The following is a 21,840-nucleotide window of genomic DNA, read 5'->3' on the forward strand; positions in this document are numbered from 1 at the left end:
TCAGGAAGGAACCGCGGCGCGCGTGTCTGCGGACACGCGCTTGTCCGCGTTGACCGTGATGGCGCCGGCGGAGTCGATCGTCACCGCGTAATGGGGAAGCGGCGCGCCGGCGGGGCCGCGCAGCACGTTGCCGTCCACGTCGAACTCGGAGCCGTGGCAGGAGCACACCAGGCTGTTGGCGCTGATGCTGCCGTCGCTCTTCATGTCGCATTGGGCGTGGGTGCAGATGGTGGACATGGCGTACACGCCTTGGTCGTCCAGAATCACGACCACGGGCTGTGACAGCACGCGGGGAGCGCCGGGCTGCAGCCCTTGGACGTTGCCGCCGGAGAAGCTTCCGCTTGCTTCGGACTGACCGCCGGGCTTTGCGCCGCAGGCGCTGACGAGAGGAATCATGCTCACCGCGGCGCCGGCACCGACGACACGGAGAAAAGTCCGTCGAGATTGCATGCAGGGTCAGTAACGGAACGCATGCAAAGCAGGCGTTGCATAACGCGTGTCAGCGCGGGAGCTTCTTCACCCACAGTGCGTAGTGCGGGTTCCGCGTTCCGTTCGGTGCAATGCGCTTGGCGGCCATCACGAAGCCAAAGGGCGCCGGCGTGAACGGGATGCGACAGCCCTCCTGCATCACCACGAAGGAAACCCCCTGGATCAACTCCCGCGCTTCTTCTGGTTTGCCGGGGCGGCGCGGCGCCGGATATTTCGTGCGTTCCGGCCCAAAAGACGGCACTCGCAAGTCTTCCAGGCGGTACACGCCGGTGGCAGGTCGGTTGGAACAAGTGAGCGCCAGCACTCGTTCGTCCTTGCGCTCCTTGGGCGCCTCCGGCGGCAGCTTCGCCACGTACCAGCCGGCCACGGCCTTGCGATCCACGACGTCGTTCTCCACGAAGTCGAAGAAGCGCAGATCGCCCGCCAGGGTATCGGCCCCCGCGGAACGCGTGCGCCACATCACGTGGGTCACGCCCAGATCCCGCAGCGCTCGATACACCTCCTGCGTGGACGCCATCAGGCCGTAGGACAGGCCGAACTGATCCATGCGGCTGTCCGCGACGCTGGCCACTCCCAAGCCCAAGTGGTCGTTCACCTCGTGGCGCAGCACGACCGCGTTCTTCGGCAGTGTCTTGCCGATCGCCACGTAGCTTTGCTCGAAGTCGAAGCGGTGCTCGTAGTTCTTCTTGAAGCCGGCTTGGATGAGGTCCATCACCCGCTTCGCCGGAGAGCCGGTCATGGCGTGGGTGCCGAAGAAGTACACGTCGCCGCCCCACACGATCTGCAAACCCACGAGCCCCATCAGCGCGCTGCGCGTGATCCACCGTGAAGAGCGCCAAACCTTGCTGAGGGCGAAGGCCACGACCACGGCCATGAGCGGCGCCAGACCCTGCAGGTAGCGGTCCTGGTGGTGCACGTTGAACCAGGCAGCAATGCTCAGGTGGATCCACAGCACCAGGACCCAGGCCCAGCGCGTTCGCTTCAAGAACGGCAACGTGGCGAGCAGCAGCGTGAATAGAGAGCCGAACACCGGCACCGTGCCGTGGAACTGCTTGTAGTCATGAGGATCGAACGAGAACGTGAACAGCACCTTCGCGGTCTGGATCCACCCGTCCAGCCCCGGCGGTGGCCGCCACATCTCGTACTCGAGGGCGTACCAGCGGTAGAGATAAGCCGCATCCGGCGTCCAAGGGCGTCCGTGGAAGGTGCCCTGGAGCATCGGGTACATGGGATCGCCGTACCAGACCCAGTTCTTCAGCCACATCGGCGCCGTGAGCAGCAGCGAGCCCACCACGGCGGCCGCCGGACCCGCCAAGAAGTCCCAACGCTGCGCCTCCGGCAAGCGACCGCGGAAGCGCCGAACCGCGCTTCGCACGATGCCTACCACCACCACCGCGACCGGAAACGGCACCAGCAGGAACGCAACCGTCTCCTTGGTGAGCACGGCGGCGGCCAGCAGCACGGAGAACAAGCCACAGGCCGCCGCGCTGGGCCGGCGAAAGCAGCGCATCGTCATCAAGAAGATGGGCAGCGAGAGGATGGCGCCGATGTGATCCGCCCCCACGCTCAAGCTCGAGTCGTACAGGAGCACGCCCGGAAACAGGAAGCGCGCCACCCACACCACGCGAGGATCCGCGCTCGGAAACAGGCGCCGCACCGCCGCTGACACGCCCAGAACCGTGCCCACGGTGAAGATCCAGAACTCGAGGTGCGCACACAGAATGATGCGGTCGAACAGCAGCGAGGTCGGCGCCAGGAACGCCCAGCCGTACAAGTAGCTGGTGAAGTGGGGCCGGGCGCCGAAGAACCACCCTTCACCAAAGCGCGTGACGCCGCCGCGTGCGGCGTAGTTCTCCGCCAAGGTCAGGTGCTTCCACCGAGAGTCGAACTGCACGTTGTGCGGCGTCAACGTGTAGAAGTAGATGAGCGCCAGCACGGCCAGGCCGAAGGCGATCATCACCAGCTTACCGGTGGTCAGTCGGCGGCTGCGTTTCGAAAGAGACAACAGCCGAGGGCCGACGCGCCGGAGGCTCTTCCATGCGGGGTAGCCGAAGATCGCCAGGAGCCCCAAGGGCAGCACGAAGAACGTGGCTCGGTGCCAGAGCCCGAGCAGGCCGAGCAAGAACATGCTCGCTTCGAACACGTAGAGCCCCACGGCGAAGCTCAACGTGAGGTGCTCCAGGAGCGGTACGTTGGTTCCGAGGGCGCGTCGCGTGACGGTGTGCCCCGCCACCAAGAAGCTCGCGAGCACCACGCCCACCGCGAGGTCTGGAAGGGCGTAATGCCAGAAGAGCCACTTCTGGATGGGGTAGTGGTGATGCACCACGTTCAGGAACACGCCCGCCGCCGCCACCAGGACGACGGCCAGCGCGGCGCGCCGAACGCGCGACAGCAGCACCTGTTCCCCGGGGTTCGTCATGCGTCGCGGGCCCGTGATAGCAGAACTTCACGCGTAGCAGGCCAGGAGGCGCGCCGTCGTGTCGAGCAGGCGCTCCACGTTGGCCCGATCGAAGCGCGCGGGCTCCAGGGCCACCACGGCGCCGCCTGGCCGCGTCTCCACGATCCCCGTGAAGCCGGAGTTCCCCAGCAGCAGCCGAGCAGGGGAGGGTAGTGCCAGGTTCGCTTCTTGTTGGTCCGGCGCGGTAACCTCGAAGCGCGCCTCGAACCAGGCATCTCCAAGCACGCTCGTGGACTTCGGCTTGGAAGACACCAAGCTATCCAGCGCCTTGAGCCCTCGCGAGAGACCGTCGCCAATGCCGGTGATCTTCTTGGTGCGGAGCGCGATGTGATGGCGGACGCGCGGGCAGCCGATGAGCGCGATGAGCATGTGCGCTTCGCCGATGGCGCGACGCAGCTCGTCCTGGATGGCGACCTCCGCCACCAAGATTTCGGCATCGTGGATCCTGAGGCGCCCTTCCCGCACCACGGCGTGGATTGGGGGTACGTACTGATAGCGGCCCCAGCTCGCGTAGGTCTGGGGATCGCCGCCTTCGGTCACATGAATGCCGCGCTCTACCGCCCAAGCCAAGGCGTGGGCCGCCGGCGGCAAGGACGGGGCGCGCGGTGGTACGGACGGGGCTCGCGGTGGAGCTACGGCGACCTGCGGCGCTGCGGCGATCGGCGCCGCCGTTTGCGGAACCTCGGCTCGCAGGTTTCGCACGGCCTCCCCGGCGCTGGGCCACCGGCGCGTCGCGTCCAGATCGAGGCAGCGCGCGAGCCACGCGTCGAAACCCGCCGGCAAGGCGTGGCTCTGACTCGCCGCCCGTAGCGTGGCGGCGGGCAGCGGCTCGAGGAACACCTTCGCCGGCAGCTCCGCGAGGGTCTCCGCGCCCCAGAATTGCCCGGACGGCGCCCCCGTGAACAGCTCGTAGGCGATGAGCCCGAGAGCCCACACGTCCGTTGCCGGTGACACCTGAGACGCGACGGCGCGCCCGTTCCGCTCTGCGATGGAGCGCCAGGTGGCGCCCAGCTGTTCTGGTGCGGCGTAGGCCGGAGTGCCGATCTGCGTCGCGGACTGCTGCACCGTTTCTGCCGCCTTGGCAATGCCGAAGTCGAGCACCTTGATGCGCGGACCCTGGCGGCCCTGGGTGACGAACAGGTTCTGCGGCTTGAGGTCACGGTGAATCACGCCCGCCGCGTGGGCTTGGTCCAGCGCTTCGGCGATTTGCTCCAGCAGCGAGATCGCGATCTCACGCGGCGGTGCACCGCTGCGGCCCAGGGTAGCGTCCAGCGTCTCTCCCTCCAGGAGCTCCATGGCCAAGAACGGCAGGCCGAGCTCGGGATCCACGCCGGCATCCAGCACGTCCACGATGTGCTCGCTGCGCCCGACGCGGGAAGCGACACGCGCCTCGCGCACGAACATCTCCCGCGCCGTATCGTGGGCTGCCAGCTCCGGTCGCACCAGCTTGAGCGCCACGATGCGACCGGTCTCGGTGTGCTCTGCGCGCCACACCACCGCCATGCCGCCCTGCCCCAGGATCGACTCGAGGCGGTAGCGTCCGCCGACGACCATGCCTCGTTCGGGGCTTGTCCGCTGCACGAGGGCATCCTACCGCGAGTTGTCGCGTTGCAAATCCGTCATGAAAAGCGCATGAAGATGTCGAAAAATGCGGAGCCTCGTCATCGGCCGGGGGCGCGCAGGCGCCCACATCCTCGCCTGGATGGTCATCGCGCTGGTGAACGCCGTGGTGATCCTGACCACCACCCGGCGGCCCCCGAGCTTCGGCGTTCGGCTGCTGCACGTGGGGTACGATTTTGGGCAGTGTTTGGCGATGGGCCTGCTCGCGGCGACCGCCGTGTGGCTCTTCACGCGCTACGTTCCGCGGCCCCGGCGCTTCGGCCTGGTGGCGATCGCCGTCGTGGCCTTCGCCCTCGGCCTTCACGTCCTTGCGGATGACATTTCCGTTGCAGCGGGGCGCTTTCCCGACGCCGTTCCGCGGCCCCTGGCGGAAGCCTCGCTGGTGGCGCTGATCACCGCGCCGGTGACCGTGGCCGCGTTCTTGGCCGGCGGCGCGCGGGCCTGGTGGTTTCGCCTCGCGTTGGCCGGTTTCGGCTTGGCCGTCGCCGTCGCCAACGATCGCGTGCTCATCGGGGACTATCCCGGCGTTCACTTCTTTGGCGCGTGGACCTCGGCGCTGTTGCTCGCCGGAGGCATCGCCGCTCCCGATGCGACGCCCGCGCCGGGACGGGTGGCTCAAAGCCTCGTCGCCGTCGCCGCTGTCGTCGCTGCGGCGGCGGTGTTGGTGCCGCCGTCGAACGTGGTCGCCCTGGAGCTGTACAAGATCCCGGGCACCGTGCTGGCGCCGCTATTGGCGGAGCTTCGCAGCGACGAGGAGGCGAGCGGCGCCGGCGTGCGCTCGAACGACCAATGGTTCAAGTCGCGGCGCGACCAACCGCTGGTGCTTCCCAGCAAGCCCTCGGTGCTACCCAAGGACCCGGTGGTGCTGCTGCTCACGGTGGACTGCTTCCGCGCGGATCTGTTGGAACGACCGGAGCTCGCCGCGCGGCTGCCCACGCTGAAGAAGCTGCGCGACGAATCCACGTTCTTCAGCCAGGCGCGCACCGTGGCTCCGTCCACGCTGCAGGCGATGGCAGCGCTGTTCACCAGCCGCTACTTCTCGTCGTTGTACTGGACGCGGGACCCCAAGCTGCACAAGCGCTACTTCTACCCGCACCTGGACGACACGCCGCGCTTCTCCGAGCTCCTGGCTCGCGCGGGGGTGAAGACGGTGAACATCCAGGGCCTGCCGGGAATAGTGAACGCCACTGGTCTGGTGAAGGGGTTCGCGGAGGAGCGGGTGGTGCGCGGCCACGGGGATTTCGCCGGGGTGCGGGAAATGATGCCGCAGATCATCGCCCGCGTCCGCGCGCACGACAAAGGCAAGTTGTTCCTGTTCGCTCACTTCGCCGACCCCCACGCGCCCTATGACCGTGGCGGGCGGAAGAGCACGCCCTTCGAGAGCTACTTCGCCGAGGTCGAGCTGGTCGACCAAGGCATGAAGCAGCTGCTAGCGGCCCTGGAAGACGCCGGCTTGAGCCAGCGCACGGTGATCGTGTTCGGCGCCGACCACGGCGAAGCATTTCTCGAGCACGGCACGCGCTACCACGCGACCACGTTGTACGACGAGCTCTTGCGCATCCCGCTCATCGTGCACGTCCCGGGGCAGCCGCCGCGGGTCGTGGACGCCCCCGCCAGCCTGGTGGACATCGGGCCCACGCTCCTGGACCTGTTCGGCAAACCGACCCCCGGCGTGTACATGGGGCAGAGCCTCTTGCCCTACGTCCGAGGCAAGGACACCATTCTCAGTCGTCCCGTCGCCTTCGAGTCCGCCCGTGGTCTCCGAGGCATGCTGTTTCGCGACAAGCTCAAGCTCATCGTGGACATCAAGAAACACACCAAGCAGATCTACGACCTCCGCACGGACCCGAGAGAGCAGAACAACCGTTACGGCGAGCTCGGGGCGCTTTCCACCGAACGGCTGCGGGTGATGAACCAGTTCTTCGAAGCCCACCGCTTCCGGAAGGACGGTTACGAAATCCCCTGGGGGCGCTGACCTCAGCGCCGCGTGGGTCGGCCGTCGAGGCGGCTCCGGAGCTCTCCCCGCACCAGATCCCGCACGCCGTCGGATCCCAGGAAGTCGTGCGGGAAGCCCAGCTCGATGGCGCTCACCGCGTCGAGCTTCGAGAGCTGCTCCTTGTCGAGCTTCACCTCGGCTCCGGCCAGGGAATCCTCGAGCTGGCTCAGCTTGCGGGCACCCACGATGGGCAAGTAGCGGTAGCCCTGCGCCGCCACCCAGGCGATGGCCACCTGCGCGCTGGTGACACCCAGCGCGTCCGCGACGCCATCCACGGTGCGGGCGATCTCCAGGGCCTTGTCGGAAGTGCGTCCCCGCGCCTCGTTGCCCTGCTTGCGCAGGGAGTCGTTCTCCACGCCCTTGCGCGTGTACTTGCCGGTGAGCACGCCCGCGCCGAGAGGTCCCCACGCCAAGATGGACAGGCCGAACTGGTCGGCCATGGGCAGCAAGTCTCGCTCCGGCGTGCGCTGCAGCAGGCTGTACTCGATCTGCAGGCCGACGAAGGGCGACCAGCCCTTGAGCTCGGCGAGCACGTTGGATGCGCTCACAACCCAGGCCGGCGTGTCGCTCACGCCCACGTACTGCACCTTGCCGGAACGCACGACGTCGTCCAGGGCGCGCATGGTCTCGTCGAACGGCGTGTAGTCGTCCCAGGCGTGCACCCACAGAAGGTCGATGCTGTCGGTGCCGAGCCGCTTCAAGCTGGCTTCCACGGAACGCACCAAGTTCTTGCGATGATTGCCGGAAGCATTCGGATCCGTGTGGTCCATGCTCAGGGTGTACTTGGTGGCGACCACCATGCGGTCCCGCTTGCCTGCCAGCCAACGACCCACGATCTCCTCGGTTTCGCCGCCGTGATACTTGTTCGCGGTGTCCAGGAAGTTGCCGCCGGCGTCTGCGTAGGCACTGAGCACGCGATGGCTCTCTGCTTCGTCCGCGCCGAAGCCCCACTGGGTGCCGAAGCTCATGGTGCCCAGACAAATCTCCGAAACCCTCAGGCCCGAGGGCCCCAACAGTCGATAGCGCAGCATCTCGATCTCCTTGGAAGAGACGTTTTGTGTGGATGTGACGTGAAGGCGTCAAGCGGTGTGGCCGCGGCGGACCGACAATCTAAACGTAAAGCTCGAACAGGGACGCCAGCACTGGGAGGACGATGCACAGACCCGCAAAGCCGAGTGCCACGAGGAGACTGGTGCTGGAGCGCTTCACGACGGGGACGGGGAGCTTGGCGGCTCGGGCGATGCCGTCGATCTCGCGCTCGAGCTCCTTCTTGCGCAGCGCGTCCGCACGATAGCGCCCCAGGGTGCGGAGCAGCAGCACCGGCAGCGCGAGACCGAGAAGCATGAGGTACGAGGTGGCCGCTGGCGCGATGCTCAGCTCGTACTGTCGAAGGTGGTACATCTTGGACTCCAGCTCGTCGTCGCTCATCTGCTCGATCTGATTCTCGGGAGACGGGCAGAAGTACTGCGGACCATTGCTGGTGCACTCACCGCCGCTGCACGACCAACGCGTGACGACGCGCAGCGGGCCATCGCACGTGCTGCACACGTTGGGGCACAAGGCGTAACCGTTCACGCCCAGCAGTGGATCCCGATCCAAGGTGCAACGCGGGATGGTTACCACCACCAACAGGATGGCCGCGGCGATGGGCCACCAGAAGAGGCCGGACGCGAGCGCGGCAGCGAAACCGCCGCTCACGTTTCCGAGCTCGGCGACGCGCACTCGCAGCAAGGGAGCGAGGCCGACGCGATCCCTTTGGATGGCACGAATGCGATCGCCGCGCTGCTTGGCGAGGGACTGAGACAGCTCGGCGTCTGCGAGGCGACGCTCGCCCAACGCCTCCAGAGAATGGGCGCGCAGGCGATCGCAAGCGGCTTCTTGCTCCGGGTGGATGGGCACGTCGCCCCGTTTCTGTCCCACCACCGAAAGCACCCCGCGGAAGTCCTGACGGGCGAGGCCGAGGCGTGCCTTCGCTTCGCGAAAGGCGCTGTCGAGCTCGAGCACCTCGGGCTCCGGATCGCACTCGGCCAGCCATCCTTCCGCGGAAGAGAGGTTGCCTTCCGCGATGGCCTCCATCGCCAGCCGGCAACGGAGCAAGTGGCGGTGTCCTTCGTCCGGCAACAGCTCCAGCGCGGTCTCCAAGGCTGCGCGCTCCGCCAGCGCCTCACCGGCGCGGTCGAGGGCATCGGCGAGCTGGAAAGCGAGCCAGCACAGGGTTCGCTGAGCTTCCGGATCCGAGCTGATGCCGGTGGACTTGAGCCGGTTCCATTCGCTGCGCAGCGCCGGGATGCCGCTCGCCGGCAGGTGGCTCATGCCCAACGGCGCACGGCTCAGGTCGTAGGCGTGGCCGGTGAGGGGAGAGTCGAGCTGCGCCTTCAGCCGCGCGCGGCGCGCCACTTCGTCCGCCATCGAGCCGCGTCGCTCGATCACGTGGCGCGCGCGAACGGTGATTTGCGACGTTGCATTGCAGAACTGGCAGCGCGCGCTGCCGCCCGCCTCTCCCCGTCACGGGGGCTCCGCACTGACCGCACTCCAGCGTGCGGATCTCCACGTCGAAGACTGTCCGTCTCACTCCGCGCACTATAGCGCGGCGTCGTCCTTCAGCGCTTCGAAGCGAGTCACCAGATCCACGAGCAGCGTGCGATCCGAGATGCCGAGCTTGACGAGGGCGCGGCCGAGGTGGCGCCGGAAGGTGGACGTGGTCACGCCCAAGGCGTACGCCCCGAGCGCGTCCCCATGACCGGAGGCCGCCAGCGCCACGGCTTGGAGCTCGCGCCGCGTGAGCCGACGGTCCGACGCCACGTCCGGCTGATTCTCGTAGGCCACCACGAAGCGACGCCCGTCGGAGTCGAACACGTCGGCCAGCGAATAGCGCCCGGCGAACAAGCCGCGCCACAGGTCGAGCGCCTTGTTCGCGTCGTTGCGCAGGGCGCTGCTGCGGGCCTGGTCGACGGCTCTTGCCGCCTCTCGCAGCACTTCCAGGTCGCTCAAGGCTTCTTCCGGAGCGGCATGCACGCAGCGCTGGGTCCGTGCATCGAAGACCGCGTGGGCGCGATCCAATAGCGACGTGCGCCGCAGGTCGCCGACAGCCGCACGCAAGCGCATGGCCGCCGACAGATGCACGGCGACGCGCTGCCACACCGCGCGGCTCACGTTGGGGACGGTGGTGTGCTCACTCCGTGCCGCCATCAAGCACAGCGCGCGACCGCGCAGATCGATACCCTGGACGTTGAAGGTGTCGTGCACGCCCAGGCCGTGCATGCGCACGGAATAGACCTCGTCCATCAGGCTCAAGGGAAAGCCCCAGCGGTGGAAGGCCTCCGTCGTCGTCTCGCTGATGGTGGTGCGATGAATGGTGCCGGCCAGCGCCGGGTGATCTTTGCCAATCTGCTCGATCTCGAGGAACGCCTGCTCCAGCAGTTCCTTGTTTCGGTAGCGCGTGGAGATCTTGCGCGCGTGAAAAGGCGCTGGCTCGGGCTCGTAGGCGACGGCGAGCACGCCGACCTCGGTGTCGCTCAACGGCGCCGCCGCCTGGGTCAGGCCGTCGAGCCACTCGTCCTCGCTCCCTTCCAGGCGATAGGCGGCTTCCAGTACGGATAGAGCAGGCTCGGCGCGCATCAGGGCTTCCCTCGGGCCAGCGCGACGGCGAGTTGCCGGCGATTCTTGGCGCCGAGCTTCTTGCACGCGGAGGCGACCTGATTCGCGACGGTGCGCTCGGACGTTCCGCGAGCCTCGGCGATCTGGCGATTGGTGTTGCCGCGGGCAACGGACAGCGCCACCTGCTGCTCCGCCGCCGTGAGCCCGGCGTGTTCAGCGAGGGGAAAGCTCACCACCCAGAGCTTGGTTCCGGGTTGGTCCAGCACACTGACGCGGGGTGCGCCCTCCCTGGCCATCCTCGTCGCACCGTACGCCCGATGGGGTCACGAATGCCAGCGCCGGGGGTGCGGTCGTCTAAATGACTATGTCAGAACACGTAGCTCAGACTTGCTCGACCCAGCAGCCGCGGAGACGCTTCCGTCAGGCCCACCGCGGGGCCACCGACGAGGCGCAGGTTGTCTCGAAATGCCACGGCTATCGTGGCGCCCGCGAAGTGCCGCGCGCCGCCCTCGGCCTCCTCGTCCTCCCAGGCGTCTTCGAAGTCCTGTCCCACGTACTCCGCTCCCAGCCGCAGCGGGTCGACCACGCGGTACGAGGCGCCCAGGGCTCCGATGACGTCCACCGAGTCGCGCCCCGCTGCGAGCATCTTCTCGCCATGGAGCATGGAGCCGAGACGCAGCTTGCCGAGGTCCCAGGTCGCGGTCAGGTCGGCGAAGGGTCCGCTCTCGTTCGTGAAGTCGCGCACGTAGCCACCGATGGCGGAGAGCCGGAGGTCGCTGTCGGAGATCACGAAGCGCGCCCCGCCTCGGCCAGCCCATCGCGGGGCGTCGTCGCCTGCTCTGGGCGGCGCCACCAGCAGCGCTGCCTCCACGCCGATCCGCTCGTGCAGCGCGAGGCCCAAACCAAGGTCGTTCACCCACCCGCCACGGCGCACGTCCGCCGCCAGCGGGCGCGTTGCCGCGTCGGTGCTGGCATAGGCGGCCCCCATGCTTGCCACCGCGTGCATCGGCGCCGGCAGCCCCGGATCGATCACATGCGCAAACGCCGGATCCACTCCCCGGGATTTCGTAGCCTCAGCCTGGGTTTCGATTTCTTTTGTTGGCTCGTCGCGGACCACGGCCCGCTGCGGACGTCGATCTACCGTCCATAGATCCTGCGCCGTCGCGTTGGCGGACAAGAGCAGCAGGGCGACGGCGACGCGCAGCTCAGTCACGCTTCCTCCGCTGGCTCGGCTGTGGCCGGATGTCGGCCTTCACCTCCGGGTGCGCGGCGAGCCAGCGCTTCGCGTGGGCCCAGCCGCGGTCGTAGATGTCGCGCTCGCTGGCGTCGTCGTCATCGTCGTCTTCGACGGCCTTGGGCGTCCGGCCCTCTTCCAGCTCTTCTGCGAGGCGCGAGCCCGCGGGCGGCGCGCCCCGCTTCATCCACCACAGCAAGTCTCCCAGATCCGGCGCGCGGTCCGGCCCGTCGAAGTCCATCATCGCCGACCAGCGAGCACCGGTGGAGCTCTTCGTGTTGTAGGCGTCCGGCACGGTCCGCTCGAGGGCGGTGTACGGCGCCATGTTCGGCTTCATGGTGAACGCGTCGTACAGCGGCGTCGCCATCGCGTCGTAGCGGTTCATGGGGGGCAGGCCCAGCATCAGCTCGAAGCTGCGAAACAGCGAGGGATACGATGCCTGCACGTGGCTCACGTGGCCGCTCTTGGCCCAGGGGCTGGCGACGACCAGGATCGAGCGGTGGTAGTCGACGTGATCGGCGCCCGACTGCGGGTCGTCCTCCACGATGAAGATGGCCGTCTCTTTCCAGAACTTGGAGTGGCTGATGGCCTCCACCACCAGCCCCGTGGCGTAGTCGTTGTCGCTGATCATGGACTCCGGAGTCGGCGCGCCGGCGTCGGAGCCCTGCGTGTGATCGTTGGGCAAGAGCAGGTACACGAACTGCGGGAAGTCTTCCTGGGTCACCAAGCGATCGATGACGTACTTGGCCTTCTCTTCGTCCTTCACGCTCAGGTTGAAGAACAGTCCGGGGAAGCTCAGGTCCGTGTGATCGAGCACGGAGACGCCGTCGTACTCGTCGAAGGTGCCGACCACTTCGCCGAAATTGAGGAAGCTGATGTCGTTCTTCATCATGTGGGTGAAGAAGGTCCCGAAGTCCGGCTGCCCGCGCTCGGTGGGGCTGTCCGCTCCGAAGTCCGCCAGCGCGTCGCGGTAGCCCTCGATCCAGGTGCGCTCCATGTAGTCGTTCACGAAGGACGACGTGAGCCACAGGTGGCCCTGCACGCTGCTCTCGCTGTCATCGTAGAAGTTGTCGTGATGGGCGAAGCGCCGCGCCAACGCGCTGATGTTCGGCGTGATGTCCTCGCCGTACAGCGTGAGGCTCGGGTCACCGTCGCCATTTTCCAGGCTGCCGAAGAGCGCGTCGTAGGTCTTGTTCTCGCGCACCAGGAGCACGATGTGCTTGATCGGCGTCTTGCCGCCCGTCGTCGTGGGGATTGGGAAGGTGCCGTCGCACTCGAAGGGGTACACCTCGCTCGGCCGCCGCACGTTGGCCTCCACCTTGGCCGTTGCCTCCGGGAGGTTCACGTCCGAGAGGCTCACCAAGGAGAGCGATCCCTTCATGGACTTCTTGCCGGACTGGCCCTTGGCCAACGGTCCCGTGCCCACGCCCTTGCCGTTGGTCACCACCAGGGTATCTCCCGAGATGGCCACGGCCGTGGGGTACCAGCCGACGGGGATGGCGCCCTTGGGCTCCAGCGTGGCGGCGTCCAGCACGGACACGGCGTTGTCGGCCGCGCGAATCACGTACAGGTCGTCGCCCTTCAGCGCCAAGCTCGTCGGGCTGCTCGCGGGCAGCGGCGTGCCGTCGGCGGCGGCCAAGCTGGGCTCCCCCACGGCTTGGGTATCGACCACCTCGTGGCTCGTGGTGTCCACCGTGATCACCGCGTCGGCATCCGACACCGAGACGAAGACCTCGGAGCCATCTGCCGCCTTGGCCAGACTCGATGGATTGCCGCCTACCTCGAGCTTCTTCTTCACCTCGCCCGTGGTCGGATCCACCACCATCAAGAAGCGATCGCCAAAGCCGGTGACGTAGATCTCCTGCTTCTCGGGGACGTCCAGCAACGCGTAGGCTCGGGTCGGCAGCTTGAAGGTGTTGGTGATGGTCAGGGTGGCGACGTCTACCTGCACCAGGGCCTTGCCCAGGAACAGGCCGACCCACAGCGTGCTCCCGTCCTGTGACAGCGCGAGGCCTGCCGGGTACTTGCCGACGTCGAGCTGCGCCGCGGGCGTGAGGGTGCCGTCCGAGCCGATGTCATACGCCTCGAGCAAGTGGGCGTACCCCTCGGACGAGAACAGCCGCTTGCCGTCCGGCGTGACGACCAGTCCGCTGAACACCTCCGGCCGCTCGAGGTCTTGCAGGATCTTGCCGTCCGAGAGCGACACGACTTGCAGGGCGCGCTTGTCGTAGCCGGTGTTCGCGACGTACGCGACCTTCAGGCTCGGGTGAACGACGACGTTGGCCGGAAAGCCGCCCAGCACCGTCTCCGTTCCCGCGGGGCTCACAGCGCGCCCGCCGGGTAACAGCGTCACACCGTCGGAAGTGCCGACCTTGCGCGCGGCCTCCGCCGGCGGAGCCGGCGCCACGCACGCCTTGCCGGCAGGAGCTCCATCCTCGCTGTCCCCGCACCCCGCCAGCCCCACCGCCACCTGCCCGAGGGCGACCACCGCCGCCAGCCACGTCCATCGTCGTCGCCGCATGCCGAGAGCGTACCGCCACCGTCTGTGACGATGACGTGACTTCCGCCCCGCCCTGACGCCCCGCACGTCGAGCCGCCCTGAGCGTCGAGCCGCCCCGCGCGTCGAGCCGCCCCGCCCTGACGCCCCGCACGTCGAGCCGCCCTGAGCGTGGAGCCGCCCTGAGCGTGGAGCCGCCCTGAGCGTGGAGCCGCCCTGAGCGTCGAGGCGCCCTGAGCGTGGAGCCGCCCTGAGCGTGGAGGCGCCCTGAGCGTGGAGCCGCCCTGAGCGTGGAGCCGCCCCGCCCTGACGCCCCGCACGTCGAGCCGCCCCGCGCGTCGAGCCGCCCCGCGCGTCGAGCCGCCCCGCGCGTCGAGCCGCCCCGCACGTCGAGCCGCCCCGCGCGTCACCCACGTTGCGCCGCCCCGTCGCACCTTGCATCCCCCCCGCCCAGGGACTATATATGCCGGAATCAAGATGGCGGAGCAGCGCGGCACGGGTTGGGGAGGGCGGCGTCCTGGCGCGGGGCGCAAACCGCGTCAGGAGAGCGGGGTCACGCACCAGCGTCGCGAGGAGACGGATGCGGACCTTGCCGTGCACGCGAGCCTCCGCGTCCTCGACACCGTGTACAACCTGCGCGCCAAGCGGTGCTTCCGCGTGATCGAGAAGGCCCTTGCCGCGTGGAAGGAGCGGGACGGCTTCCGTGTCGTGCACTTTTCCGTGATGGGCAACCACGTGCACCTGGTCGCGGAAGCGGAGTCGCCCCGCGTGCTGTCGCGGGCGATGCAGGGCATCGCCATTCGCATCGCAAAGGGGCTGAACCTGGTCATGAAGCGCCGCGGAAAGGTCTTCGCGGATCGCTTCTTCAGTCGCGTGGTGCGGAGCGCTCGCGACATGCGCAACGTGCTCGCGTACGTATTGAACAACGCCCGCCGCCATTGCCTCGTGGATGACGTCAAGGATGACTGGGTGGACGAGTTCTCGAGCGCACACGCCTTTGACGGCTGGACCATCCCGGTTTCAAGCCGCGCCCGTGCGTCACCGCCCGTCGTTCCCGGTCAGAGTCACATGATGCGAACCTGGAAACGTGCGTGTGGAGCCATCGCACCCAGCTTCACCCCGGGTCCAAGAGTCATCGCGGAACACCCGTTTGCGGGCTAGCCCGTGTGCGGAGCTGCGTCCGCTTGCCTCGGTCCGGCCCTCGCTCTAGTCTTCGCCTCCCTTGGCGCTCCCCGCGCCGGGGGCACTCTGGCACGAGTGGCGGAATTGGCAGACGCACCGGATTTAGGTTCCGGCGGGGCAACCCGTGGAGGTTCAAGTCCTCTCTCGTGCACTCGCAGAGCTCGTGCTCGATAGAGGTCTCAGGCCTACGCCTCGGCCTCCGGCCTCCGCGCCCGGCTCAAGTCCTCTCTCGTGCACTCGCAGAGCTCGTGCTCGATAGAGGTCTCAGGCCTACGCCTCGGCCTCCGGCCTCCGCGCCCGGCTCAAGTCCTCTCTCGTGCACTCGCAGAGCTCGTGCTCGATAGAGGTCTCAGGCCTACGCCTCGGCCTCCGGCCTCCGCGCCCGGCTCAAGTCCTCTCTCGTGCACTCGCAGAGCTCGTGCTCGATGGAGGTTTCAGGCCTACGCCTCGGCCTCCGGCCTCCGCGCCCGGCTCGAGTCCTCTCGAGCGCACGAGCTCGTCAGTTGAAGCTGCCGCAGGATGTCGCTTCGCCGCGGAACCTCGCGGCCGCCCTGTCCGTCAAGGCGACGCGCTGCCCGTCAAAGCGACGCCCTGCCCGGCGAAGTGACGCCCTGCCCGTCGAAGCGACGCCCTGCCCGTCAAAGCGACGCGCTGCGCGACGGTGGACGTCGACGCCCTCGGCGCCGCGTGCGCGCCGTGCGACACTGGGCCGCATGACGTCGAGGGTGGCGCTGCTGGTCGTGGGCTGCGTCGGTGCGTGCGCGGGGGCGCCGCCCTCTCGAGGCGCGTCGGCTTCTCGAGGCGCGCCCGCGTCGACCGTCGCGCCGCCCGTCGTATCTCCGCCGCCGGCAGCGAGCGCCGCGGCCAGCGCGAGCGCGCCGGCCAGCGCCGTCGCCCGGCCGCCGGTCGCCCTGCCGCCCACGGTCGCCCCGCCGCCCGTCGCGTCGGGGCCGAGCCCGTTTCACGTCGTCGTCGAGAACGCGACGGACTTGGTCGTCGAGCCCGGTCCGACGCAGTTCATCCATCAGCGGCGAGGAACCACCGTCGCGCGGGTCGACGGCGCGAGCATCGTGCTCGAGAAGTCGCTCACGCGCGCGGTGCAGAAGGCCGCCAAGAAGGTCACGGGCTCCCTGTGGTTCGTCTCCGGCCATTGGCCGGACGAGGTGTACGTCTCGATTCAAGGCACGAACCCCGGCCCGCCGAGCTTCTCGACCTTCCGCGCGGGTGCGCTCCACGCAGCAGGACGCGCGGGCAGCGGACTGGGTAGCGTGGAAGCCGTCGGTGCGCTCGGGGGTCGACCGCTGTTCGTGATCGAAGACGAGCCCTCGCCGGACCAACCGTTCGTCTTCTTCGACGTTCGCAAGCGACCGACGATACCCGTCGAAGACGTGCAGACCCCGCTGGTCGTCGACCCGAGCGCGGACGGCACCCTGTACTTCGCGGATAGCGTCAGCTCCACGCTTCGCCGCCATCCCGGCGGCGGCCGCGTAAACGTGGGTAGCTCCGTCCGTCAAATCGCCGCCGTGAGCGCCAGCGTCGCGTTCGTGCTGACGCACGACAAGAAGCTCCTGCGCGTCGAGGCGGACAAGGCGTCCTTGATGCAGCCGCCGCTCGCCCGCGTCGATGCCATCGACGCGCAGCCCGACGGCACACTGTGGGCGATCAGCGACGACAAGTCCTACCGGCGTTCGCCGTCGGGAGTCTGGGAACAGGTGCCGCTGTCGGAGGGCGTCGGGGAAGTGCTGGTCGTCAGCGACGCGGACGTATGGCTGGTGGGCGCGACGAAGATCTTCCGCACCATCGCGCCGCCCGCTGCTCCGACGACCTGGGTGTACTGACGGGTATCGCGCCGCCCCGACAATCAGCGAACGAAGCTCGATCTCAGGAGCACGCCGTTCGCGAAGTACGCGCCCGTCGAGCCGGAGGGCAGCACGTCGTACGTTCGACTTCCAGGAAACGGCGCCCGCTGTACATGGGTGACGACGCTACCGGACAGCGCGTCCCCGGGCTGCAGCCCGCCGAGCGCGCCGCCGCTCAGCGTGGGGTGCCCCGGCGAGCCCCACACGCTGCGACCATCCGCCAGGGTCACGTGAACGACTTGGTGCGAGCCGCTCAGCGGCGTCGAGGCGGCGTACATCACCTGTCCCACGACGCGGGCGCCCTCGGCGTCGGTGGTCCAGAGCGCATCACCCACGCGCAGCGAAGACAAAGCGACGTCGCCCTTCGGAGTCGCGATGCGCGTAGCGCCCGGCAGGCAAATCGGACAGCCGAACTGTTTGCGATTCTCGGCGTCCTTCGCGCTGAGCCAACTGTAGCCAGGCGGCGGATCGCCTTCTCGTGCCACTGGGGGACCACAATCACGCACGCACTCGTAACCCGGGCCGGGGGCGGGGCCCGCACACTCGGTGCTTGCTTCACCGCCGTTGGAGGTCGGCGCGGGTGTCGGGTGGTTCGGCGGCGCGGAAGGTTCACACGCGCACAGCGCCAGCGCGACGAGCACGGTTCGATTCAGCATGGAACGCAGGGTACCTCAGTCGTCGCGGTGAGCCACCCGCCGAGGCGGGACGTCCATCTCGTCGACGATTTCGTCCTCTGCGTCGTCCACGCGGGCCCGCGGCGCTTCCACACGCAGGCGGCGTCGCGCGCGCGTGGTGAGCACTCGCACGTCGCGCTCGACGGCGGGCGACACCTCGTGATGCCTCGGGAAGTACAGCCGCACCGCGTGCAGCGCGAGCCCGAGGCCCCAGCCCATCAAAGGCCACCAGAACCAACGACCACCGGAGGTGAGCAGATCCAACACCACGAAGAATACGGCGAAGACAGCGAAGGTCGCTGCGTGGCGCTTGAGCCGCGCGAGACCTCGGGGGTCCGCCCCCGGCGTGGAGCGATCCAGGTCGCGCACGGCTTCGAGCAGTACGTTGCGGCTCACCCCCACCTCGGCGGCGACCTCCACCAGATCTTCACGAGACAAGCCGTTCTTCTTCTGGCTTTCGAGGTCGATGGCGCGGCGCAAGATCTGGCTCACCTCGCGTGTGGAGTAGCTCGACAGCGCCGACTCCGCTTGCGGAGCGCCTTCCAGCGCGGCGATGGCGTCCTTCATGGAAGGGAAGCGCTGGGCGGGATCTTTCTCGAGACAGCGACGCACCACTTCTGCGATGGGCTTCGGGGCCCCCGTGAGCGGCGGCGGCTCGTCCGTGAGCACGCTGGCGGCCAACGCCAGCGCGTCGTCGCCCTTCCACGGCGAGCGCCCGGCGAGCACTTCATAGGCGGTGACGCCCCACGAGAACTGATCGCTTCGCCCATCCAGCTCTCCGCCGCGGATCTGCTCCGGGCTCATGAAGCGCGTGGTGCCGATCAGCGTCCCCTCTCGGGTGAGGGTGGGCAGCGCCGGGCTCGCTGTCGGGCCGGTGGGGTCCACCGGGCTCGCGAGGCGCCGCGCGATGCCGAAGTCCAACACCTTCACGCGGCCGTCGTCGCGCACCATGATATTTTCGGGCTTCACGTCGCGATGGATCAAGCCGCGCTCGTGGGCGTGCTCGAGGGCGCGCCCAGCATCCGCCAACCAGCGCACGCGATCCTTCAGGGACGCGCTGGTGCCGACCTCGCGCAGCGTCCGTCCTTCCACCAGCTCCATGGCGATGAACGGCGTGCCGTTCTCTTCGCCGACGTCGTAGATCACGACGGCGTTCGGATGATCGAGCTTGGCCGCGGCGCGCGCTTCCCGCAACAAGCGAGCGGAGAGCTCCGGTCGCTCCACCTCGCCCTCGGGCATCTGCACTAGCTTCAGCGCCACGTGGCGATCGAGCCGTTCGTCGAAGGCGCGATACACGTGCCCCATGCCTCCCTGTCCCAGAGAGCCTTCGATGACGTAGCGATCGAACCGTTGCCCCTCGCCGAGCACGACGGGAGGCTACCCCATGGCCGAGGGTTTGTCGCTGCGGCGCGGGCACGCCGCGCGAGTGCTACCATCCCCTGCGTGCGTATCTTGCTCGTACGTCACGGGGAGTCCGCGGGGAACGTCGATCCATCGGTGCACGCTCGCATGGCAGATCACGCGATCCCGCTCTCCGAGCGTGGGCGCGAGCAGGCGCGCGTCGCCGGCGAGAAGCTCGATGCGCACTTTCGCGAGGTGTACGGCTCGCCTGCGGAACGGCCACCCATTCGTCTATGGGTGAGCCCTTACAAGCGCACCCGGGAGACGGGCGCGGGGATCGTCGAAACGGCGGGGCAGTGGCTGATGGACTCGCGGGAGCACGTGCTCTTGTGCGAACAGCAGTTCGGCCTGTTCGACGGCGTACCGGATGAAGAGCTGCCCATCCGCTTTCCGAACGAGTCCGCTCACTACGACAAATGCTGCCGCTTCGAAGGAAAGTTTTGGGCTCGCATGCCGCTCGGAGAGAGCCGCTTCGACGTGGCGCTTCGCGTGCACCAAGCCTTCGGCACCTTCCAACGGGACGCGGAGGATCACGACATCCATGACATCGTCGTCATCTGTCACGGCGTCACGCTGCGCGCCTTCGTCATGATGTGGTGCCACCGCTCGCCGGAGTGGTTCGAGGACGAGCGGAACCCCAATAACTGCGCCGTCCGACTGATCGACGGTGACGGCGACCAGGGTTACATGTTCGAGGGTTTTCCCCGGCGCGAGCCCTGACGCTGGCGCCCGCCGTTCTCGGATACTATGCGATGTCGATGCCGCGCGCTCTCCGCACCCTGCTGCTGCGCAAGAAGCAGTTCCTCCAAGTTCCCGTCCGCGTCTGAGGTCACCGTTGCCGCTCGGGGATCGCTCGCCGAAGCAAGCCAAGATCGCCGCCGTGCTGGCGGTGGTGCTCTTGCTCGTCGTGAGCCACCAGCTCGGCATCCTGCAGCGCTTCGCGGAGCCGGCAGAGCTCAAGCGCACCCTGGTGGAGCTCGGCCCCTGGGGTTACGTCGCGTTCATCGCCGCGTACACGCTGCTGCAGCCCTTCGGCATCCCGGGTACGGTGTTCGTGTGGGCGGCGGCGTTGATCTGGCCGTGGCCCGTCGCCTTCGCGCTGTCCATGGTGGGCACCCTGGGCGCCAGCGTCGTCGGCTTCTCGTTCGCGCGTTTCGTGGCGCGGGATTGGATCGCGATGCGCATTCCCGCGCGCTTCAAGAAGTACGACGAAGCGCTGGCCAAGCGCGCCTTTCTCACGGTGTTCACTCTGCGCATCATCTTTTGGATGCCGCCGCTGCTCCACGCCTTCTTCGGGGTCTCCAAGGTGCGCTTCTCGACGCACTTCTGGGGCTCTTTCGCGGGCTACCTGCTGCCGCTGTTCTTGGTGAGCTTCTTCGGGGAGCGGCTGTTCGAAGCCGCCAAGGCCGTCTCCGTGGAGACCTGGGTCGGCGTGGGCTTTGCGGTCCTGACGACAGTGCTGGTGGTGTGGCTGCACCGCCGCCGCGCGACGAACGCCACCGGGGCGTGATCCGCGCCGCACCAACAAAAAATCCAAGCTGAGCGACTGGAACGGCGCGCGTGGCGCTTTGGCGGTTTTCTTCTCTCTCTCTCTTCCGAGCGTCGCCTAAAGTAGCGCCATGGATTTCTCCGAATCCCCCAAGGTCCGCACCGTGCGCGAGAGCGTTCGCGAGTTCATGCAGAAGGAAGTGTTTCCGCTGGAGCCGGAGCTCGGGCGCGACGGCTTCGTGCCGCTCTTGCCCAAGCTCCAGAAGGTGCGCGAGCGCGCCAAGCAGACCGGTCTGTGGGCGGCGCACATTCCCGAGGACCAAGGCGGCGCAGGGCTGTCGCTCACGGAGTTCGCGCACATGAGCGAAGAGCTCGGGCGCTGTCCCATCGGGCACTACGTGTTCAATTGCCAGGCGCCGGACGTCGGCAACATGGAAATCTTGATGGAGCACGGCACCGAGGAGCAGAAGGAGCGCTTCCTGCGCCCGCTGATCCGCGGCGAGGCCCGCAGCTGCTTCACCATGACGGAGCCCGAGTTCGCCGGTTCGAACCCGGTGTGGATGGGCACCACCGCCAAGAAAGACGGCGACGATTGGGTGATCCGCGGCCACAAGTGGTTTTCCACCGGCGCCGAGGGCTCCGCCTTCGCCATCTGCATGGCCGTCACGGATCCGGACGCCGAGCCCCACGCCCGCGCCAGCATGATCATCGTGCCCACGGACACGCCCGGCTTCGAGCGCATCTGCAATCTCTCGATCATGGGTCACCGCGGCGGGGACTGGGCCAGCCACGCCGAGGTCAGCTACCAAGATGCCCGCGTGCCGCAGAAGAACATCCTCGGCGGCGAGGGCATGGGCTTCGTGATCGCGCAGCAGCGCCTGGGCCCGGGTCGCATCCACCACTGCATGCGGTGGATCGGCATCTGCGAGCGCGCGCTCGACATCTTGTGCCGCCACGCGGCCACCCGGGAGCTCGCGCCGGGCAAGCCCCTCGGCTCCAAGCAGATGGTGCAGCAGTGGATCGCCGAGAGTCGCGCGGAGATCCACGCGGCGCGCCTGATGGTGCTGCACGCCGCCTGGAAGATCGAGCACGAAGGCGTGTACGCCGCGCGGGAAGAGATCTCGCTCATCAAATTCACGGTGGCGCGCACGCTGGGGCGCGTGCTCGATCGCGCGATCCAGGGCCTCGGCGGCTTGGGCATGACGGACGACACGCCGCTCGCCTACTGGTACGCCCACGAGCGCGCCGCGCGCATCTACGACGGCGCCGACGAAGTGCACATCGAGGCCGTCGCGCGTCGCATCCTCAAGGGCTACGGCATCCAGATCAAGACGGGTTGAGCCTT

At 68.0% G+C, this 21,840-nt stretch carries 17 protein-coding genes and 1 tRNA gene; 7 read left to right on the forward strand and 11 right to left on the reverse strand.

The annotated features are described in order from the left end of the window. From H6717_23140 to H6717_23150, 3 genes are read right to left on the reverse strand one after another with little or no spacing between them, the layout of a single operon-like run. Positions 1-450: a Rieske (2Fe-2S) protein gene (locus H6717_23140; GenBank protein ID MCB9579941.1), complete on the reverse strand. Its 450-nt coding sequence runs from the start codon at positions 448-450 to the stop codon at positions 1-3. A 49-nt stretch (positions 451-499) separates the two neighbouring features. Then, complete coding sequence (locus tag H6717_23145) at positions 500-2,908, reverse strand: hypothetical protein (protein MCB9579942.1); 2,409 nt, start codon at positions 2,906-2,908, stop codon at positions 500-502. Positions 2,909-2,935: 27 nt separating this feature from the next. Continuing rightward, complete coding sequence (locus H6717_23150; GenBank protein MCB9579943.1) at positions 2,936-4,528, reverse strand: serine/threonine protein kinase; 1,593 nt, start codon at positions 4,526-4,528, stop codon at positions 2,936-2,938. 67 nt (positions 4,529-4,595) lie between these two features. On the opposite strand from H6717_23150, the gene H6717_23155 reads away from it, so the two are divergent. Next, on the forward strand, positions 4,596-6,542 hold the full coding sequence (locus tag H6717_23155) for a sulfatase (protein ID MCB9579944.1): 1,947 nt from the start codon (positions 4,596-4,598) through the stop codon (positions 6,540-6,542). A gap of 2 nt (positions 6,543-6,544) precedes the next feature. Here H6717_23155 and H6717_23160 read toward each other — a convergent pair whose 3' ends face one another. The 6 genes from H6717_23160 to H6717_23185 all read right to left on the reverse strand — a co-directional run bounded on the left by H6717_23160 (position 6,545) and on the right by H6717_23185 (position 13,915). Next, the gene (locus H6717_23160) at positions 6,545-7,594 is read right to left on the reverse strand and encodes an aldo/keto reductase (GenBank protein MCB9579945.1); all 1,050 of its coding nucleotides are present in this window, start codon (positions 7,592-7,594) and stop codon (positions 6,545-6,547) included. Positions 7,595-7,673: 79 nt separating this feature from the next. Then, positions 7,674-8,993 carry a hypothetical protein gene (locus H6717_23165; protein MCB9579946.1) on the reverse strand — a complete coding sequence of 440 codons (1,320 nt, stop codon included), beginning with the start codon at positions 8,991-8,993 and terminating at the stop codon, positions 7,674-7,676. A 150-nt stretch (positions 8,994-9,143) separates the two neighbouring features. Next, positions 9,144-10,181 carry a helix-turn-helix transcriptional regulator gene (locus tag H6717_23170; protein ID MCB9579947.1) on the reverse strand — a complete coding sequence of 346 codons (1,038 nt, stop codon included), beginning with the start codon at positions 10,179-10,181 and terminating at the stop codon, positions 9,144-9,146. After that, positions 10,181-10,456: a helix-turn-helix transcriptional regulator gene (locus tag H6717_23175; GenBank protein ID MCB9579948.1), complete on the reverse strand. Its 276-nt coding sequence runs from the start codon at positions 10,454-10,456 to the stop codon at positions 10,181-10,183. Before H6717_23175 ends, H6717_23170 begins: the two co-directional genes overlap by 1 nt. 71 nt (positions 10,457-10,527) lie before the next feature. After that, a complete protein-coding gene (locus H6717_23180; GenBank protein MCB9579949.1) occupies positions 10,528-11,373 on the reverse strand; it encodes a hypothetical protein in 846 nt (281 codons plus the stop codon). After that, entirely contained in the window at positions 11,366-13,915 is a 2,550-nt protein-coding gene (locus H6717_23185; protein ID MCB9579950.1) for a hypothetical protein, read from the reverse strand. The genes H6717_23180 and H6717_23185 overlap by 8 nt, the downstream gene beginning before the upstream one ends. Before the next feature lie 453 nt (positions 13,916-14,368). Between H6717_23185 and H6717_23190 the strand changes: the two genes are divergently transcribed. The 3 genes from H6717_23190 (at position 14,369) to H6717_23200 (ending at position 16,911) form a co-directional block, all read left to right on the forward strand. Continuing rightward, positions 14,369-15,052, forward strand: coding sequence for a transposase (locus H6717_23190; GenBank protein MCB9579951.1), 684 nt, complete (start codon positions 14,369-14,371; stop codon positions 15,050-15,052). 90 nt (positions 15,053-15,142) lie between these two features. Next, positions 15,143-15,224: transfer RNA gene (locus tag H6717_23195), tRNA-Leu, on the forward strand. 562 nt (positions 15,225-15,786) lie between these two features. Next, positions 15,787-16,911, forward strand: coding sequence for a hypothetical protein (locus H6717_23200; protein MCB9579952.1), 1,125 nt, complete (start codon positions 15,787-15,789; stop codon positions 16,909-16,911). A 23-nt stretch (positions 16,912-16,934) separates the two neighbouring features. On the opposite strand, the gene H6717_23205 is transcribed toward H6717_23200, so the two are convergent. Both H6717_23205 and H6717_23210 read right to left on the reverse strand, forming a co-directional pair. Then, on the reverse strand, positions 16,935-17,588 hold the full coding sequence (locus H6717_23205) for a hypothetical protein (protein ID MCB9579953.1): 654 nt from the start codon (positions 17,586-17,588) through the stop codon (positions 16,935-16,937). Positions 17,589-17,603: 15 nt separating this feature from the next. Next, positions 17,604-18,974: a protein kinase gene (locus tag H6717_23210; GenBank protein ID MCB9579954.1), complete on the reverse strand. Its 1,371-nt coding sequence runs from the start codon at positions 18,972-18,974 to the stop codon at positions 17,604-17,606. A gap of 75 nt (positions 18,975-19,049) precedes the next feature. On the opposite strand from H6717_23210, the gene H6717_23215 reads away from it, so the two are divergent. From H6717_23215 to H6717_23225, 3 genes are all read left to right on the forward strand, one after another. Then, complete coding sequence (locus H6717_23215) at positions 19,050-19,727, forward strand: histidine phosphatase family protein (protein ID MCB9579955.1); 678 nt, start codon at positions 19,050-19,052, stop codon at positions 19,725-19,727. Between the two features lie 160 nt (positions 19,728-19,887). After that, positions 19,888-20,517 (forward strand): TVP38/TMEM64 family protein, encoded by a 630-nt coding sequence (locus tag H6717_23220; GenBank protein MCB9579956.1) that lies wholly within the window; start codon positions 19,888-19,890, stop codon positions 20,515-20,517. A 109-nt stretch (positions 20,518-20,626) separates the two neighbouring features. Then, positions 20,627-21,835: an acyl-CoA dehydrogenase family protein gene (locus H6717_23225; GenBank protein MCB9579957.1), complete on the forward strand. Its 1,209-nt coding sequence runs from the start codon at positions 20,627-20,629 to the stop codon at positions 21,833-21,835. Positions 21,836-21,840: the final 5 nt, after the last annotated feature.

Source organism: Polyangiaceae bacterium, assembly GCA_020633235.1.
GTDB lineage: Bacteria > Myxococcota_A > Polyangia > Polyangiales > Polyangiaceae > JACKEA01.

What these genes read in the sequence shown, in the direction of transcription:
- H6717_23205 (MCB9579953.1), bottom strand. Translation starts at nt 17,588, where the DNA reads ATGCTGAATCGAACCGTGCTCGTCGCGCTGGCGCTGTGCGCGTGTGAA.
- H6717_23160 (MCB9579945.1), bottom strand. Translation starts at nt 7,594, where the DNA reads ATGCTGCGCTATCGACTGTTGGGGCCCTCGGGCCTGAGGGTTTCGGAG.
- H6717_23145 (MCB9579942.1), bottom strand. Translation starts at nt 2,908, where the DNA reads ATGACGAACCCCGGGGAACAGGTGCTGCTGTCGCGCGTTCGGCGCGCC.
- H6717_23155 (MCB9579944.1), top strand. Translation starts at nt 4,596, where the DNA reads ATGCGGAGCCTCGTCATCGGCCGGGGGCGCGCAGGCGCCCACATCCTC.
- H6717_23170 (MCB9579947.1), bottom strand. Translation starts at nt 10,181, where the DNA reads ATGCGCGCCGAGCCTGCTCTATCCGTACTGGAAGCCGCCTATCGCCTG.
- H6717_23200 (MCB9579952.1), top strand. Translation starts at nt 15,787, where the DNA reads ATGACGTCGAGGGTGGCGCTGCTGGTCGTGGGCTGCGTCGGTGCGTGC.
- H6717_23175 (MCB9579948.1), bottom strand. Translation starts at nt 10,456, where the DNA reads ATGGCCAGGGAGGGCGCACCCCGCGTCAGTGTGCTGGACCAACCCGGA.
- H6717_23225 (MCB9579957.1), top strand. Translation starts at nt 20,627, where the DNA reads ATGGATTTCTCCGAATCCCCCAAGGTCCGCACCGTGCGCGAGAGCGTT.
- H6717_23190 (MCB9579951.1), top strand. Translation starts at nt 14,369, where the DNA reads ATGGCGGAGCAGCGCGGCACGGGTTGGGGAGGGCGGCGTCCTGGCGCG.
- H6717_23140 (MCB9579941.1), bottom strand. Translation starts at nt 450, where the DNA reads ATGCAATCTCGACGGACTTTTCTCCGTGTCGTCGGTGCCGGCGCCGCG.
- H6717_23185 (MCB9579950.1), bottom strand. Translation starts at nt 13,915, where the DNA reads ATGCGGCGACGACGATGGACGTGGCTGGCGGCGGTGGTCGCCCTCGGG.